The organism is Dactylosporangium sp. NPDC051485, assembly GCF_040682015.1.
Taxonomy (GTDB): domain Bacteria; phylum Actinomycetota; class Actinomycetes; order Mycobacteriales; family Micromonosporaceae; genus Dactylosporangium.
In genome coordinates this window covers 19559-35331 of record NZ_JBFAZW010000074.1, presented here as the reverse complement: position 1 = coordinate 35331, position 15773 = coordinate 19559, and the positions used below count along the sequence as shown (strand labels likewise).

Here is a 15773-nt window from a genome sequence, read left to right as displayed (position 1 = left end):
TCCGATGCTTGTAACGGACCCGCAATCAGCAGTCCATCCGGTCCCGGTCAGCGGGCCGTTATCGGCGGAAATCCCGAGGGCAGTGATGTTTGAGCTGAACGACGAGCAGAATCAGTTCCGTGAGAATGTACGACGCTTCGTGGAGCGCGACATCCGTCCGGTGGCCCGGGACATGGAACAGGCCGGCAGCTACCCGGAGAAGATCGTCGACACGATGAAGGACATGGGACTGTTCGGCATGACAGTCCCCACACAGTTCGGCGGGCTTGGCCTCGACTCCGTCTCGCTGGCCGTGGTGTTCGAAGAGATCGCACGAGGTTGGATGGGAATCGCCGGCATCCTCGGCAGTCACTCGGTGGGATGCCGCCTGGTGTCGATGTTCGGGACCGATGAACAGAAGCACCGATACCTGCCCGCGCTTGCCACGGGAGAACGTCGAACCGGACTCGGGCTCACCGAACCTGATGCCGGATCCGACCTCCAGGGGATCAGCACGCGAGCCCGCAAGGACGGCGACCACTACATCGTCACGGGACGCAAATCCTGGATCACAAATGCGCGACACGCGGACCCGCTACCCGTACTCGTCAAGACCGACCCCGAGGCAAACCCGCGGCATCGGGGGATGAGTGTGCTGCTGATCGACAGGGACACGCCCGGATTTGAGGTCGTGCGGGACCTCGGAAAGCTCGGCTACAAGGGACCCGAGACCTGTGAGCTGGTGCTTGACGAGGCCCGAGTCCCTGCGGACCGCCTCCTGGGCGGGACGGAAGGGCACGGGCTGCAGCAGGTCTTGTCCGCGCTCGAAATCGGCCGCATCAACGTGGCCGCGCGCAGCGTCGGGGTCGCGCAGGCGGCACTCGATGCCGCCCGCGCCTACGCCAGGCAAAGACATGCGTTCGGCAAGCCGATCGGAGCATTCCAGGCCATCCAGCTCAAGCTCGCGAACCTGGCGACGGAGACGCAGGCCGCCCGGCTCCTGACCTGGTGGGCCGCGGACCGGCTGGACCGCGGCGAGCGAGCTGACGTCGAGACCGGGATGGCGAAGATGTTCGCGTCGGAGGTGGCCCTTCAGTCCTCCCTCGAATCCATGCGAATTCATGGAGCATACGGCTACTCCACGGAGTACGAAGTCGAGCGGCTTTACCGGGACGCTCCCTTGATGGCGATCGGCGAGGGCACGAACGACATTCTGCGAATGGTAATCGCCCGCGGTTTGGAATCACGCGAGCAGTGAATCTGCGACGGAAAGGAACACTGTCGATGCAAGGTGTCCGGCGAGTAGTAACGGGCGTCAACCAAGCAGGAGCGTCGATCGTTGTCGAGGACGGCATTCCGCCGAACGTTGTCGCACCGGGCGGAGGCACAGGCTACGCCTGGACGGACCTCTGGATCACAGACAGGGTCAGCTCCCCCGCCGAGGGTGGTGACCACGCTCCCAATTCGATGTCCCTGGAGCCCCCTCGGGGCGGCCTCACGTGGAAAGTCATCGTGCTTCCCCCCGAGAGCGCATTGAAAGACATTGACTGGCCGGCGTTCCAGGCAGAGATGCGCGAGCGCGCACCGCTCATGTCCGGGACCGGGCAGCATGACCGCAGCCGACCCGGGTTTCATCGGACCGACACGATCGACTTCGTCGTCATCGTCAGCGGGGAGCTGGTCCTTGAACTCGAGGAGGGCGAGGTCCGGGTCGGACCTGGTGATTGTGTCGTCCAACGTGGCACCTGGCACGCATGGCACAACCGCGGTTCAGTGCCTTGTGTCATGTCCGCCGTGCTGCTGAGCACGACGGAATAGAACGACCGGCGTTCTCGTCGTTGTGGAATCCTGGCCAGTGACAGCGATGCCCGTCGAGGCATCCGCTGCACTGGCCAGCCCAACGAGGGCGCATCTCAGCGCAGGCGCGGCGAGGTCGTCGACCTGATCGCCGCACGGACCGGGCCGCTGGTCACCACCGTTGCGGGATCCGGCAGGCTGTGGCCACACTCGTCCGCATCCACAGCGAACACATCGTGACGCCCGCCCCGGCCAGCAGGCTGAGGCCCTCGACGATCGCCTCCGTGCCGGCTCCGGCGCCGCCGAGCAGCCGGCCGGGCACCGGACGTGCCCGCGTGCAACCCGGGCGGCACCAGGAACGCCACCGTGCTGATCTCCACGGTCGACGGATCCCGGCCGCCTCGGCGGCCAGCTCGTTGCCGCGCCCGCGGAAGCATCGCGCGTCGTCGTGGCTGATCCCGCAGCCGTGTCAGTCCTTACCGCACCGCACCGCACGCCGGATCGACGCGTCGCTGTGCTAACCGCCCCAGATCGGCGGGCCGTGACCCGGGTTCAGGCCACGACCCGTTACGACCCCGCGGTGTCGGCGGGCCGCTTCCACGGCCACACGAGGCCGACGGCGACGGCGCCGAGCACGCACGCCGTCGCCGCCAGCACATCAAGCCTCATGTTGATCCCGCACCGTTTTCGGTGGCGGCCGACGTGTCCGGCACTGGCACGTTCGGATAGTGACACGCGACGAAATGCCGGTCAGCGACCTTTCGGAAGACGGGCTCCTCTTCCGCGCACCGCGCCTGAGCCTGCGGACACCTCGTCCGGAACCGGCAACCGCTCGGTGGCGCGATCGGCGACGGCGCCTCGGCGGGCGCGGTCTGGCTGCGCCGCGCGACGACATCTGGATCGGCGATCGGCACAGCATCCAGAAGCGTCTTGGTGTACGGATGCGCTGCTCGCGTGGTGATCGCGTCCGCTGGGGCAATCTCGCACAGCTTGCCGAGATACATCACGGCGACCCGGTCACTGATGCTCTTGACGACGGCCACATCGTGCGCGATGAACATCATGCTCAGTTGATGCTTCTGCTTCATGTCCTCGAGCAGGTTGAGGATCTGCGCCTGCACGGACACGTCGAGCGCGGAGACCGGCTCGTCGCACACCAGCAGGCTCGGCTCCATAATCAACGCCCGCGCGATCGCAATACGCTGGCACTGCCCGCCAGAGAACTCGTGCGGCCGCCGGCCGCCGACCACCGCCGGATCGAGGCCGACCTGCTCGAGGAGCTCGGCGACCCGCTCGTCCGAATTCCGCTCGCCGCGCCTCCAGATGGACAGCGGCTCGCGTACGATGTCCCGCACCCGCCGGCGCGGATTGAGCGCCGACAGCGGGTCCTGGAATATCATTTGGATGTGTGTTCGCGCCTGGCGCATCTGCTGCTTCGGGAGCGTCGTGAGGTCGACGCCGTTCATGACCACCGAACCGGACGTCGGCGCCGGGAGTTGCAGCACCGCACGCCCGGTCGTCGACTTTCCGCAGCCGGACTCGCCGACGAAACCCACGGTTTCGCCGCGGGCGATGTCGAAGGAGATTCCGGAGACCGCGTGGACTTTCTTCCCGCGGCCCGCACCATATTCGACGACCAGGTCCTCGACCCGCAGCAGAACGTCCTGGTCCTGCAGATGCGCCTTGCCCGTGCCAGCCATCATGCCTCCAACTTCGACATCGACGACATGCTGGTGCCACTCGCCGTCACCCCGTTGGAAAAGTTCCGTTCCAGCGCTTCGGCTCCCTGAGGAGTGCCGACCGGGTACCAGCACGCGTATTCGTGATCGGGCCGGTCGGCCGCGACCAGAGGCGGTTCCTCCACCAGGCAGCGTTCCTGTGCGTACGGGCACCGGGGACTGAACCGGCAGCCTGGACCCGGGTTGGTGAGCACGGGTGGCCGGCCGGGGATGGTGAACAGACGCGAATGGCTCGGGGAGGTCAGGTTCGGCACGCTGAGCATCAACGCCTGCGTATAGGGCATGCGCGTGTTGTGGAACAGCTCCCTGGTTGGCGCGCTCTCCACGATCTTTCCGCCGTACATCACGGCGATCTGGTCGGTCCGGCCCGCGACTACCCCGAGATCGTGCGTAACGAGGATCATCGTCATGCGGCGTTGCTCCTGCTGGCTGTCCAGGAGGTCGAGGATCTGCGCCTGCACCGTGACGTCCAGCGCCGTCGTCGGCTCGTCGGCCAGTAACAGCCGTGGATTGGCCGCCAACGCGATCGCGATCGTGACCCGTTGCCGCATCCCGCCGGAGAGCTGATGCGGGTAGTCGTGGATGCGCCGAGCCGGCTCGGGGATGCCGACGCTGCGCAGCAGTTCCACAGATCGGTCCCGGGCCGCGGAGCGACTCATCCCCAGATGGAGTTTGAGTACTTCGGTGAGCTGCCGGCCGACCGTGACGACCGGGTTGAGCGACGTCATCGGATTCTGGAAGACCATCGCCAGGTCCTTGCCCCAGTAGTCCCGCATCTTCCGCTTGGACAGGTTGCCGATGCTGACGCCGTCGAAGAAGATCGAGCCACCTGGATTGAGCCGGTTGCGCGTGGGCAACAGCCCGAGAATCGAGCGTGCCAACACCGTCTTGCCGGATCCGGACTCGCCGACCAGACCGAGCGTTCTGCCTGGCTGTAGGCGAAGTGATACCCCGTCCACGGCGCGGACCGCCCCGGAATCCGTGCTGAACCAAGTCTTCCAGTCGTCGATCACCAGTATCGGGTCGACGTCTGTCTGCGCTGTGCGACGTCCACCGGTGTGCGCAGTCGTGGTCATATCGTGGTCTCCCGCACGTCACTCTCCTCGCGGAACCGATCACCGATGAGATTGAACGACAGCACCGTGAGGAACATGAACGCACTCGGGATGAATGAGACCCACGGCGCCTGCCTCAGCGAATCGCGGCCCTCGGCGATCATCATGCCCCAGCTCGACGCGGGTGGTGGGACACCGACCCCGAGGAAACTCAGCGAACCCTCGGCGATGATGAGGATCCCGACCACCAGGAACGCGTATGCGGCGACCGCCGGCAGGATGTTCGGCACGATTTCCCGCGCCAGAATCCGCCAGTTGGACGCGCCCAGCGACCGGGCCGCCACGATGAACTCGCGTTTGGTGTAGACAAGCGTGTTCGCCCGCGTGAGACGCACGAATGCCGGGACCCCGAGGAGTCCGAGACCCACAATCAGGTTCTGCACGCTGGAGCCGAGGGTCGCCATCAGCGCCAGCAGGAGTACGAGTGCGGGAACGGCCATCATGGCGTCGGTGGCCGCCACGATCACCCGCTCCGCGGTGCCGCGGAAGTAGCCCGCGAGCATGCCGAGCGTCCCGCCGACGACCAGACCGATCGTCACCGCGCCGAGCGTGATGATCAGCGAGATCCGAGCGCCGAACACCGCCCTGGCCAGGAGATCCCGGCCGAGCCCATCCGTGCCCAGGAGGTGGCCCGGGCTGCCCGGGGCTACCGCGACCGACCGGTAGTCTTGGGCCGCGGGATCCGCGATCGGCAGCAGAGGCGCGACTATCGCGCCGAGTACGACGAGTCCGAGCCAGGCCGCGCTGCACCAGAAGAGCACGCCGAGACCGCGCCGACGGGCCCGTCGGGAGCCACTGCCGGTGTTCCCCTTGGCCGTGGGCTCGGCGGAGCGTGGTGCGGGGACTTTGGAGACGTCGGGCTGGGTGGTCACTGTGGAGGCTCCCTCGTTCATGCGCCCTGATACCGAACTCGCGGGTCGATGAATCCATAGGCCAGATCAACGAGAGAGTTGATCAAAATGTAAGCCGCGGCGACGAAGATGACCGTTCCCTGCAACATGATGAAGTCCCGCTGGACAATCGACTGGACCATCAGCTGGCCGATACCCGGTGCCGCGAACAGCACCTCCACGATGACCGATCCGCCGATCAGCCGGCCGGTGTTCATTCCGGCCAGTGTGAGCAGCGAGAACGACGACGGCCGCAGTGCGTGGCGGAACAGGATGTACGGGGTGGACAGGCCCTTCGACTGGGCCATGGTGATGAAGTCCTCCTGCAGCGTCGCGGTCATATCGCTGCGCAGCAGACGTTGATACACGGCCATCACCGGAAGCGCCATCGTCAGCGCCGGCAACAGCGCGTGGCTCAGGTTCTCGACCGGCGACTCGGTGAAGGGAACCCAGCCGGTGGGCGGGAACAGGCCGAGGCCGAGCGCCAGGTAGTACATGAGCAGCACACCCAGCACGAACTCAGGGACCGACACCAGGCCGAACGCGGCACCGGTGCTGAGCCGGTCGAAGCGGCTCCGGGCCCGGTACGCGGCGAACGTGCCGAGCGGGATCGCCAGCGCGAGCGCGACGAGCTGAGCCAGAATCAGCAGCTCCAAGGTGATGGGCAGCCTGTTGACGATCTCTTCGACCACCGGGGCTCCGGTCCGGTAGGACCGTCCCAGGTCGAACCGGAGCGCGTCGCCGAGCCAGTTCGCATATCGGACCAGGAAGGGATCGTCCAGCGCCAGGTCCGCGCGCACCGCGGCGATCGTCTCGGGTGTCGCCTGCTCGCCGAGGATCGCCACGGCGGGGTCGCCCGGGAGCAGCTCCTGCAACGAATACACTGCGATCGAAACGATGAACAGCGTGATGAGGGCCGTGGCAAGTTTCGTCAATCGGGAACGCATTGAGCACTCCTCCGCGTTTGGGGTCTACGCGCCCGAGGCGTCTGCGTGATCCTCCATCTGTCGTGTCTCACAGCAAGATGGAGCGTGTCATTGAGGGGCATCATCGGTTCTGCTCCGTCCCGAACGCGGCACCGGACGTCCGGCGCCGCAGCATCGCCACGCCGAACGTGGTCAGCGTCAGTGCGAACACCACCAGCCCGCCAGCCAGCCCGAGGACGCCGGCGACGAATCCCAGCGCAAGCGCACCGACGGGAACCAGACCGCCCCAGGCCACGACGTACAGGCTCATCACCCGCCCCCGGCTCCCCTCCGCCACTGTCGACTGAAGAATCACGTTCAGCCTTGTCATGATCGAGAAATTCAACCCGGCCGCGAGTACCGCCAGGATGAGGAGAACGACGAAATGGGTCGTGATCGCCATCGCGGCCACCGCGACCGAGGTGACGATCATCTGGACCGCGACCTGACGTACCCGAGGAACGGTCTTTCCAGAACTCGCCGCCAGCGCGCCCACGACCGCGCCTAATCCGGTCGCGCCGACCAGCAGCGTGAACTCCGTGTCTCCCCCGCCGAGCACGTCGTAGGCGAACACGGGCAGCTGCGCAACGTAGGTGGTGCCGAACATGGACGTCACCGCGACCATGACCAGCACTTGGAGCGCGGGCGGTCGTTCCCGCACGTGTGCCAGTCCCTGCCGGATGCTGCGCCACGTCCGTTCCCCGCCCTTGAGCAACGGCTGCGGGGCCAATCGAAGCCGCCGGATGATCGTGGCGGCGAGCAGACTCGTCGCGGCGTACACGGCGAACACCGGAGCGGCACCCCACACCACGAGAAGCGGGGTGGCCAGAACGGGGCCGACTACTCTGGCGACGTTCAGACTCGCCGACTGCAAGCCGACCGCACTCGCCAGATCAGCCGGCGGCACCGCTCCCGCCACGATCGCCTGAGCCGAAGGCGCACCGATCGCCAGGAGGGTTCCGAGGCCGAAGGCGAAGCCGTAGATCAACGGCAGCCGCACCGCGCCACCGGAGAGCGCGAGGTAGCCGGCCAGAACAGCACACATCACGCTGATCGCGGCCTGGCTGTACGCCACGACCTTCGCCCGCCGATACCGGTCGGCCACCACACCCGCCCAGGGCGCGAGGAGGAACAGCGGGATCAGGTTGAAGAAGTACAGCAACCCCAGCTCCAGAGACGCGTTGTGAGCACTTCGCGCGGTGAGCCATTGCAACGAGACCGAGGCCATCCAGAAGCCGAGTTGCGTCACGCAGAAGCTCAACCAGAACCCGAGGAACGGCGGGTGCCGCAGGCTTCGTAGCCGCCCGCGGCCGGGCAACAGAGATCGGATCGGAGGTGGCCGGTCGCCCGGCCGCCCGTCGCCGGACGCCTCAGCGCTATCCATCGCGGTCAGCCGTCGGTCGCACGCGCCCGGCCGAACTCGCCGGGTATGCGTGCCGGCCGGACGGCGACGCCGCGCACAGAGGAAACCTGCGCGGCGTCGCCATGCCGGCGTTGCTGTCGGCCGGTGCCGGCGAACTCGCCTACTTCTCGAGCCACAAGTACGCCGGCTGATAGTCGACGGGGTTCCCGAGATCGGCTTTGAAGCCATGAGCCTTCGGCCTGGTAATCACAGAGAAGACGACTCCCCAGTTCCACAACATCGGAAGGTCCTTCGCGATCTCTGCTTCAAACCTGGCGTATCCGGCCTTACGCTCATCGAGATTCAACGTCGACCGAGCATCCGACAAGGCCTTGTCCGCGGCCTCGCTGCAGTAGCTGAATACGTTCTGAGTCTTCGGTCCATTGCAGGTGAACGCAGGGTAGTAGGCCACGTCAGGTTCAGACCCGCTCCTCGTCCAGCAGGCAATCTGATAGTCGCCGGCGAACACCTGGTTCACGAATTTCCCGACATCCGGCGTATCGAGCGTCACCGTCATCCCCACCTGGGTGAAGAGGCTCTGCAGGGTTTCGGCGAGCCGTCGCGCCTGCGCCGCCGAATGGCAGCTCAGGGTAAACGCAAGCTGACCGCCATGCTCTGCCTTATACTCGTTCACCAGCGCCCGGGCGCCATCCGCGTTGAACTCCGGCCACTTGGCGGTGCCGGTATACCAGAATGACCCTTCGATGAATGGACCTCTCATCGCGGGCATTTTCCCCTGGAACTGGGTCTGATTCAGTGCGTTGTAATCGATCGCCATCGCGACGGCTTTACGCAAACGCTGATCATCGAACGGCGGCCTATTCATTTGAAATCCTACGCCAACGCCACCCACTCCACCCTTCGGCGAGTGGAGCCGCGCGATGTCAGGATTCCCAGCAGCCCAGTTGATCTCGAGCGGCTCGCCAAGCCATGCCGCTTCGAGTTGGCCTCCGGTGAAGGCGGCTCGCCGAGTTTCGGTGTCGCTCATGGGTAACTCTTGAAACTCGTCCAGATACGGCAGTCCCTTCTGCCAGTACTCTGGGTTGCGCTTGAGAGTCAGTCGCTGGTCCGGCTGCCACTCCGCGAACCGGAAGGCGCCGGCCCCGACCGCGCTCTTGCGTCCGTAATCTGCACCGGCCGCCGCAACAGCGGTCGGAGAGGCGATCGCGCCTACCGCGGTTGTCAGCGTGCTCGGAAACGATGCGATAGGCATCTTCAGCGTGAACAATACAGTCAACGGGTCACTGGCGACCGCGGACTCGATGTCGCGAACATATGAAGCTGCCGCTGAGGCGTTGGCCGGATCCTGGTGGCGCTTGATGTTGAAGACCACGGCATCCGCGTCAAGTTTGGCGCCATCGTGGAATTTGACATCGGGACGAAGCTTCAACGTCCATGTCTTGGCGTCGACCGACGACAGCGCTTCGGCCAGGTACGGCTCCGGAATACCTTTGTCGTCGTATCGCATCAGGGTGTCGTATATCGCGTTCATCGAAGGGTCCATGACCGTTCGCTTGATCGGGTCGTACTTTGTCTGCGTGCCCACTGATGCGTAGCGGAAGACGCCGCCGTACTGGGGCGGACCCGCATCGGCTTCCGCGCTGGACGAGGCGCCATTCGGCGAGGTCGCGGAAACGCAACCCGCCGATGCCAAAGCAACGATAAGAACGGATGCGAACAACGAGGTTCGTTGTATCTTCACCCGCTCGCTGAATATGCGCATAATCCGCCCCTTCTCGACGGTGAGCCCATGACGGCATGCTGGGCGAAATCGGCACATGCGGCAGCGCGCTGACGCGACACAAAGTGTCGCTCAGACGTAAATGAGAAGGACGTATTCCAGCCGAACTGTCGCGGCTGTTCTACCTCAACATCCTGAGCCGTCCTTGGCGCCTCGATCGATCTCCATGTACGTAGGCCGGATCCGTTCGAGGTGCTCACGCATATGCGACTCTGCCGCACTCGCGTCGCCCGCGGCGATCGCGTTGTAAATTGCGAGGTGATCCGACTCGACCCGGCGCCAGAAAGCTACTGGCACATCCTCACGATCGAGACGGGCGGTCATTACTTGGAAGATCGGGATGGCGACGATCTCAAGCAGCTCATTCCCGGTAGCTGAAAGTACCCGAGCGTGAAAGCCGCGGTTCATCTCCAGACGGTGCGCGACATCGAGGTTGTCACCGAGAACGGCGGTCTCGTGAATCAGCTTGAGGGCCTCCTCGGTCCTGCGGACGGCCGAGAAGCCGGCCGCAGGCACCTCGAGGAGGATACGAGCCTCGAGCAGGCTCGCTATGCTGATTTTTTCAGCACCGGTAAGAAGACCGATCCCGGTCTCCAGGTGGGCGCTGATACTGTCGAAGGACGGGTAAGCCACGAAGGTCCCTCCGCGGACCCCCCGCGTGGTCCGTACGAGCCCTTCGGAGGAGAGCTGGCGCAGTGCCTCCCTTATCGTGCTGCGGCTCACTCCGAAGAGCTCCGCGATTTCAGGCTCGATGGGAAGCTGGTTACCTGGCGCGAGGCGCCCGCTGATGATGTGCTCTCGAAGCTGGTGCGCCACCTGCTGGTAGGCGGGCAGGATCCGACGAGGCGTCAATCTCGAGATTGCCGCCGGTGCCGGTCGGCCACCTTCGTCGTGGTTCATGCAGCACGCGCCCGCAGGGTCTCACCGCAGCGTTTCACCAGTTCCTCCGACGGACGCGTACTTACTCACTCAGCACTGACCTTCCAGTCTACGCCAAGCATCTCGGCGTAGAAATCGAGCTCGTCGCGTGCGCTGTCGAAGATCCGGAAGTCCTCAGCGGCCGTGATAGCGGGCATGTGCTCGGCCACATCTTCTACGGTCAACCGCCCCCGTTGATTGAGCCCCCGCGTCTCGGCGACGAAGATGCGCGCGACACGCCCGCCGCCGACCGCGAAGATCTGGTGGGTCGTCGTCGCCTTCTCGTGCAGCAACCAGGCGACGACAGGCGACACCAAGCCGGGCGGGAACTCTTCACGTAGCCAATTCTGGAAGTCTGCGTCCAGCATTGTCTCGGTCATTCTGGTATACGCGACGGGAGCGATCGCGTTCACCAGGATGTTATGGTGGCGGCCGATATTCGCAAGGTTGTGCATCATGCCGGCGAGGCCCATTTTCGCCGCCCCGTAGGCGAGGCTGCTGACGGGCACGTCGGGCTCCACACTATAGCCGAACAATCCCGCGCTCGAGGAGGTCAGGACGACTCGGCCATACCGTTGTTTGCACATTACCGGCCACAACGGCTCGAGCACGTGGAACGCGCCTTTCAGGTGGATCCCAAGTACGGTGTCGAGGGACCAGCCCGCGCCGGCGTTGTGAACGAGGCCGTGGATGCTACCAAATTGACTCAGCGCATCCGCGACGAGGGAGGCGCCGCCTTCCGGCGTGGAAATGTCATTGGTGTCGGCCACAGCTCGGCCGCCAGCATCGTTGATTTCGGCCGCGACGGCCATTGCGGGGTGTTTGGAACGGCCGTTCCCGTCGAGCTCGACGCCAGGATCGTTCACCACGACCGTCGCCCCCCGTGCACCGAGCAGCAACGCATGCTCACGGCCAAGCCCACGTCCTCCGCCGGTCACCACGATAACGCGGCCGTCATACCGCAATTCGTCCACTAGGTGTCCTCCAATGCGCCAATACGCTACGTGTATCGTTAGGGAGCCTGGTGTCGGCTGATCCAGCCGATTGAGACGGACAAACTGAGATTTCGTGGCCGCGGCTACTCGATCTTAATGAGCTCGACGCGTTCGTCTCCGTAGATGTCCTCACCCTTCATGAGGCCATCGGAACTGAAGGGAATGATGACCGCTGAATGCCGGACGGTCACATATGCCCCATGCACATCGATGTTCTCACCCGGATGGTTCTTAGCGAGGCGCTCGAGCAGGGCTCCGCGGACTACGACCTTGATCAGCCCATCGCCGAAAATGCCATAGTCGTCGATGATGAACCGGTCGTAGGTTCGTTCGAGCTGGTTCGAGCCGGACTCGAAAATTCTGGTGTAGAACTCACGGGTCGCGGCATTTCCCACGAAGTGTTCCTGAGGCGTGCTGCCCCAGAAGTGGTACTCGGGCTCGGGGACGAGCGTCCGCATGATGCGCTCGAGGTCGCCCTCGAGTTCTGCACGGATGTGCTCTTCGAGGACGTCCAGCATGTGAAGGTGCTTGGGGTTCGTGATTTCCTTCCGCTTTCGCTCGATTCCGAGCAGCGACTTCATCGGGTCGATCGGCAGCTGGCTCATCGTCGTCATCATTGACTCCGTCTGGTGAGGACCATCCGAGTTCCGGCGAGACCCCTGGGTCCAGTCGTGCAGGCCACGGCAGCAGCACGACGACCACAATGGCGGTTCGGCGTCGCGCCGATGGGGGGGATCTTGCCCGGCTTCAATCTGACGTCAGGCTAGCCCGCCGATCATGGGGAAGTCAATACAACAGGTGTTTGGCGTCCTGGTCTTCCGAAGGTGCCAGGTGGCGAAATTCGCCCCGACCTGCCGCCTAGGCTCTTCCCCGTTCAGTGGGGCTCACCAGGCAACACGTGCGGCCTCCTCGCTCGGATGACACATCCGCCCGGCCGAGGTGGAGGCCAGCGAAGGGCGACTGCTTCGACCCAACGTCAAAACAACAGATGTTTTGCTGATTTGCCTCGACAGGTTCGGTCATGACTCGCGTGGAGGTCGCGCATGGCTCAGGTTCGGCGGCCACATCTGGACGGCGATGCCTACCCCGCCGACTCGTACACGCCCCGGTCACCCCGCTGGCAGGGTGGCGAACGCGGGGTGCAGCCGGCCAGCTTGGTCAGCCGACCTGTGTAGACACCGACGAGCCGCAGATCGAGCGCCGCCGCCCGCCGCTCGCTGGCCGGTCCGGGTCCGGGCCGGTGGTGGCTGCAGAGCGCTCAGCGCGGATACGACCACACCCGGTTCGCCGACGTGGCGGGTGCGGCCGGGCTCGCGGTCAGTACGCTGCAGTTCTACTTCGAGTCACGTGACGACATGCTGTTCGAGGCGCTGCACGAATGGACCGAGCACGAGGTCCGCACGCTAGAGGAGATCTCCGTACCCGAGTCGTCACCGTGGGACAACCTCGTCCTCCTCGTCGACCGAGCGCTGCGCCCCGTGCAGGAAACCGCTGACCGCGTCCTGATGGAGTTCTGGCACGCCAGTCTGCGCGACGACCGGCTGCGCGAGCACGGACTGCGGCTCAACGAGCGATATCGCCAGCCGTTTCGGGCGATCATCCGCAGGGGCGTCCAGGAAGGCCACTTCCACGTCCCGAGCGCTGGCGCCGATGATGCCATCGAAAATCTGACCACGATGGTGCTAGGACTCTGCAAGGACTCGTGATCCCGCGAGCCCTCGGCTATCCAGAGGCCGCCGTACCGGCCGTGCGCGCCAGCGTGCTGAGAACGATGGCTTCAGCGTTGGGAGTTAAGCCATAAACCACCTGTGTGCAGCGGAGGCCGGCACAAAACTCCTTTACTCGGCGGGTTTATGCTTCCAGCGACCTGGGAGAACGTGGCTGAGCACGTCGCTGGGGCCTGCGGCCATCGAGGGTATAGTGTGCTGCGGCGGTGGGGCCCGCCGATCCCGGACCACGCTCCGGGATGAACCGCGACGAACGCCAACGGTCCCTGCCAGTGGGCTGCTGTATGCCCTGGTGGGGAGGAGCACAGGCGTGGCGGAGCACGACACGGTCCCGGTGGACGCCGACGTCGATCTGCACGTGCCGGCCGACCGGGTCGAGTTGCGGCCCAGTCCCGTGCCCGTCCTCGCGGCGATCTCCGGCGGTGGGGTGTGCGGGGCGCTCGCCCGCTACGGGCTGCAGCAGGTCTGGCCGCATCCGCCGGGCGGGTTCCCGTGGGCCACGTTCGCCGTCAACGTGTCCGGGTGCCTGCTCATCGGGGTGCTCATGGTGATCGTCACCGAGGTGGTCACCGGCCGCCCCCTGCTGCGGCCGTTCCTCGGGGTCGGGGTGCTCGGGGGGTACACCACCTTCTCCACCTACGCCGTCGACATCCACGGCGCCGCGTCCGCCGGGGCGCCCTGGGTGGCGCTGGGGTACCTGGCGGTCACCCTCGTCGGCGCGCTGCTGGCCGTGTGGGCCGGCACGGCGCTGGCCCGGCTGGCGGTGCGCCGGTGACGCTGCTGCTCATCGCGCTCGGGGCGGCGGTCGGGGCTCCCCTGCGGTACCTCACCGACCGGACCGTGCAGTCCAAGCACGACTCGGTGTTCCCCTGGGGCACGCTCACCGTCAACGTGTGCGGCTCGCTGCTGCTCGGCCTGCTCGCGGGGCTGCCGGCCAGTCCTGCGGTGAGCGCCCTGCTGGGCACCGGCTTCTGCGGCGCGCTCACCACGTACTCGACGTTCAGCTACGAGACGCTGCGCCTGGCCGAGGGCGGGCACCGCTTCTACGCCGTCATGAACATCGTCGCCTCGCTGGTCGCCGGCCTGGGCGCCGCCGCCATCGGCCTGATGCTGGCCCAGGCCGTCCACTGACAACCGGACCCGCTGAGCACCACGCAGGGCCGGGCGCCGTCACGCAGGGAGCGTGGACGGCGCCCGGCCCCGTCGCTCAGGCGGCCGCGGGGGCCTTCGCCGGCTCGGTGCGCACCGGCCGGGCGCCCAGCAGCCGCTCGGCCATCGGGGCGAAGACCAGGCCGATGACGGTCCACAGCAGCAGTTGGGCGCCGACGGTGTACAGCCGGAACTCGAACAACAGGTCGGCGTCGAAGCCCGGGAAGACGATGTTGCGTTGCGGGTCGCGCAGGGGCAGCGGCGTCTCGGTGGCGTGGTGGCCGTACTCGGCGACGTTCGACGACAGCTCGCCGAAGGCCGGCAGCAGGGCCATGAGCACGCCGATGACCACGACGAACGCGGCCGCGGCGAGCAGGGTCGCGTTCCAGGTGCCGAAGCGGGGCTTCAGGCGCTGGCCGAGGACGACCGCGAGGATCATGAACAGCACCGAGGCGAGCACCATGATGAGGTAGAACGCGCTGCGCTGCCCGATCGTCTCTTCGTGGCCGATCGCGGGCGGGTTGGCCGGGTACTTGAAGAACGGCACCAGGTACAGCGTCATGAACCCGGCCCCGGCCAGCAGCACGGCCAGGCTGCGCGGCCGGAGGTTGCCGACCCGGCCGAGGCAGACGGCGTAGGCGACCGCGAACAGGGCGCCCATCGCCAGGCCGAAGGCGATCATGCCGACGCCGATGCCGACGTTGCCCTGGATCGTCCGGCTGAACAGCTCGTGGTCGTGCTCGTGCGCGACGGCCACGCCGGCCGCCTTGTCCAGGGCCTCCTGGGCCTCGTGACGGCCCGACTCGTAGTCGATCGCGTCCTGGATGCGCGGCTCGGCGAAGATCCGTGCGAACACGAACGCGGCCAGACCCGCGAGCGCCCCGGCGAGCAGGCCGCGGGCGATGATCCGCTTCTCCATCGTCAGCCCCCGCTAGTGGCAGGGGAAGCCGAGGAAGTGGCGGCCGTCGTGCACGAACTCGTGCACGTGGGCGTCGTTGCCGAAGATCGACACCGCGCCCTGGTCGATGCCGACGAAGTAGTAGACCAGCGCGGCGAGCGCGGCGGTGCCCACCAGCCAGACCAGCGACCGGGACAGGGGGATGACGACCGGCGTCGCGACGGCGCCGGACGGGGAAGACGACACGCTCACGGGGAGCCTCCTTCAGGGATCGAGCGTCCCTCTCGTAGTGGCGAGCTGACGGCGGCGGGTCTGACTCGGCCAGCGATGGCCTCACAGCGGCGCGACCGTGCCGGACTCTCACCGGCTTCCGGACGTCGTCAGTTGGGCCCGACGCTACGGGTACGCAGCGCGAACCGTCAATCGCAGGACGTGCCGAGTGCCGCGTTTCACGATCT

General features: G+C 66.0%; 16 protein-coding genes and 1 riboswitch. Of the genes, 5 read left to right on the top strand and 11 right to left on the bottom strand.

Going from position 1 to position 15773, the window contains the following annotated elements; all coding sequences use genetic code 11:
• Positions 1–85: 85 nt before the first annotated feature.
• Together AB0M46_RS34120 and AB0M46_RS34115 are read left to right on the top strand one after the other, a co-directional pair.
• Positions 86–1237, top strand: coding sequence for an acyl-CoA dehydrogenase family protein (locus AB0M46_RS34120; protein ID WP_363342909.1), 1152 nt, complete (start codon positions 86–88; stop codon positions 1235–1237).
• Between the two features lie 26 nt (positions 1238–1263).
• Positions 1264–1797 (top strand): cupin domain-containing protein, encoded by a 534-nt coding sequence (locus AB0M46_RS34115; protein WP_363342907.1) that lies wholly within the window; start codon positions 1264–1266, stop codon positions 1795–1797.
• A 644-nt stretch (positions 1798–2441) separates the two neighbouring features.
• On the opposite strand, the gene AB0M46_RS34110 is transcribed toward AB0M46_RS34115, so the two are convergent.
• The 9 genes from AB0M46_RS34110 to AB0M46_RS34070 form a co-directional block, all read right to left on the bottom strand.
• Positions 2442–3479, bottom strand: coding sequence for an oligopeptide/dipeptide ABC transporter ATP-binding protein (locus AB0M46_RS34110; protein WP_363342906.1), 1038 nt, complete (start codon positions 3477–3479; stop codon positions 2442–2444).
• A complete protein-coding gene (locus tag AB0M46_RS34105; protein ID WP_363342904.1) occupies positions 3476–4591 on the bottom strand; it encodes an ABC transporter ATP-binding protein in 1116 nt (371 codons plus the stop codon). The genes AB0M46_RS34110 and AB0M46_RS34105 overlap by 4 nt, the downstream gene beginning before the upstream one ends.
• Entirely contained in the window at positions 4588–5502 is a 915-nt protein-coding gene (locus AB0M46_RS34100; protein ID WP_363342902.1) for an ABC transporter permease, read from the bottom strand. The genes AB0M46_RS34105 and AB0M46_RS34100 overlap by 4 nt, the downstream gene beginning before the upstream one ends.
• A 17-nt stretch (positions 5503–5519) precedes the next feature.
• A complete protein-coding gene (locus tag AB0M46_RS34095) occupies positions 5520–6467 on the bottom strand; it encodes an ABC transporter permease (protein ID WP_363342900.1) in 948 nt (315 codons plus the stop codon).
• Between the two features lie 100 nt (positions 6468–6567).
• Complete coding sequence (locus AB0M46_RS34090; RefSeq protein ID WP_363342898.1) at positions 6568–7869, bottom strand: MFS transporter; 1302 nt, start codon at positions 7867–7869, stop codon at positions 6568–6570.
• A 139-nt stretch (positions 7870–8008) separates the two neighbouring features.
• Positions 8009–9610 (bottom strand): ABC transporter substrate-binding protein, encoded by a 1602-nt coding sequence (locus AB0M46_RS34085; protein WP_363342896.1) that lies wholly within the window; start codon positions 9608–9610, stop codon positions 8009–8011.
• 144 nt (positions 9611–9754) lie between these two features.
• Entirely contained in the window at positions 9755–10528 is a 774-nt protein-coding gene (locus tag AB0M46_RS34080) for a GntR family transcriptional regulator (protein ID WP_363342894.1), read from the bottom strand.
• 65 nt (positions 10529–10593) lie between these two features.
• On the bottom strand, positions 10594–11520 hold the full coding sequence (locus AB0M46_RS34075; RefSeq protein WP_363342892.1) for an SDR family NAD(P)-dependent oxidoreductase: 927 nt from the start codon (positions 11518–11520) through the stop codon (positions 10594–10596).
• 104 nt (positions 11521–11624) lie between these two features.
• Positions 11625–12146 (bottom strand): hypothetical protein, encoded by a 522-nt coding sequence (locus AB0M46_RS34070; RefSeq protein ID WP_363342890.1) that lies wholly within the window; start codon positions 12144–12146, stop codon positions 11625–11627.
• Between the two features lie 612 nt (positions 12147–12758).
• Between AB0M46_RS34070 and AB0M46_RS34065 the strand changes: the two genes are divergently transcribed.
• The 3 genes from AB0M46_RS34065 to crcB all read left to right on the top strand — a co-directional run bounded on the left by AB0M46_RS34065 (position 12759) and on the right by crcB (position 14399).
• On the top strand, positions 12759–13247 hold the full coding sequence (locus AB0M46_RS34065; RefSeq protein ID WP_363342948.1) for a TetR/AcrR family transcriptional regulator: 489 nt from the start codon (positions 12759–12761) through the stop codon (positions 13245–13247).
• Positions 13248–13578: 331 nt separating this feature from the next.
• Positions 13579–14043: a CrcB family protein gene (locus tag AB0M46_RS34060; protein ID WP_363342888.1), complete on the top strand. Its 465-nt coding sequence runs from the start codon at positions 13579–13581 to the stop codon at positions 14041–14043.
• Entirely contained in the window at positions 14040–14399 is a 360-nt protein-coding gene (gene crcB, locus AB0M46_RS34055; RefSeq protein WP_363342886.1) for a fluoride efflux transporter CrcB, read from the top strand. Before AB0M46_RS34060 ends, crcB begins: the two co-directional genes overlap by 4 nt.
• Before the next feature lie 76 nt (positions 14400–14475).
• Here crcB and AB0M46_RS34050 read toward each other — a convergent pair whose 3' ends face one another.
• Together AB0M46_RS34050 and AB0M46_RS34045 are read right to left on the bottom strand one after the other, a co-directional pair.
• Positions 14476–15336 carry a CbtA family protein gene (locus AB0M46_RS34050; RefSeq protein WP_363342884.1) on the bottom strand — a complete coding sequence of 287 codons (861 nt, stop codon included), beginning with the start codon at positions 15334–15336 and terminating at the stop codon, positions 14476–14478.
• 12 nt (positions 15337–15348) lie between these two features.
• The gene (locus AB0M46_RS34045) at positions 15349–15567 is read right to left on the bottom strand and encodes a CbtB domain-containing protein (RefSeq protein ID WP_363342882.1); all 219 of its coding nucleotides are present in this window, start codon (positions 15565–15567) and stop codon (positions 15349–15351) included.
• Positions 15568–15602: 35 nt separating this feature from the next.
• Positions 15603–15751, bottom strand: a riboswitch (cobalamin riboswitch).
• Positions 15752–15773 lie beyond the last annotated feature (22 nt).

Coding starts and splice junctions, on each gene's coding strand:
- AB0M46_RS34120 (WP_363342909.1), top strand. CDS start 86: ATGTTTGAGCTGAACGACGAGCAGAATCAGTTCCGTGAGAATGTACGA.
- AB0M46_RS34115 (WP_363342907.1), top strand. CDS start 1,264: ATGCAAGGTGTCCGGCGAGTAGTAACGGGCGTCAACCAAGCAGGAGCG.
- AB0M46_RS34110 (WP_363342906.1), bottom strand. CDS start 3,479: ATGATGGCTGGCACGGGCAAGGCGCATCTGCAGGACCAGGACGTTCTG.
- AB0M46_RS34105 (WP_363342904.1), bottom strand. CDS start 4,591: ATGACCACGACTGCGCACACCGGTGGACGTCGCACAGCGCAGACAGAC.
- AB0M46_RS34095 (WP_363342900.1), bottom strand. CDS start 6,467: ATGCGTTCCCGATTGACGAAACTTGCCACGGCCCTCATCACGCTGTTC.
- AB0M46_RS34090 (WP_363342898.1), bottom strand. CDS start 7,869: ATGGATAGCGCTGAGGCGTCCGGCGACGGGCGGCCGGGCGACCGGCCA.
- AB0M46_RS34085 (WP_363342896.1), bottom strand. CDS start 9,610: ATGCGCATATTCAGCGAGCGGGTGAAGATACAACGAACCTCGTTGTTC.
- AB0M46_RS34080 (WP_363342894.1), bottom strand. CDS start 10,528: ATGAACCACGACGAAGGTGGCCGACCGGCACCGGCGGCAATCTCGAGA.
- AB0M46_RS34070 (WP_363342890.1), bottom strand. CDS start 12,146: ATGAGCCAGCTGCCGATCGACCCGATGAAGTCGCTGCTCGGAATCGAG.
- AB0M46_RS34050 (WP_363342884.1), bottom strand. CDS start 15,336: ATGGAGAAGCGGATCATCGCCCGCGGCCTGCTCGCCGGGGCGCTCGCG.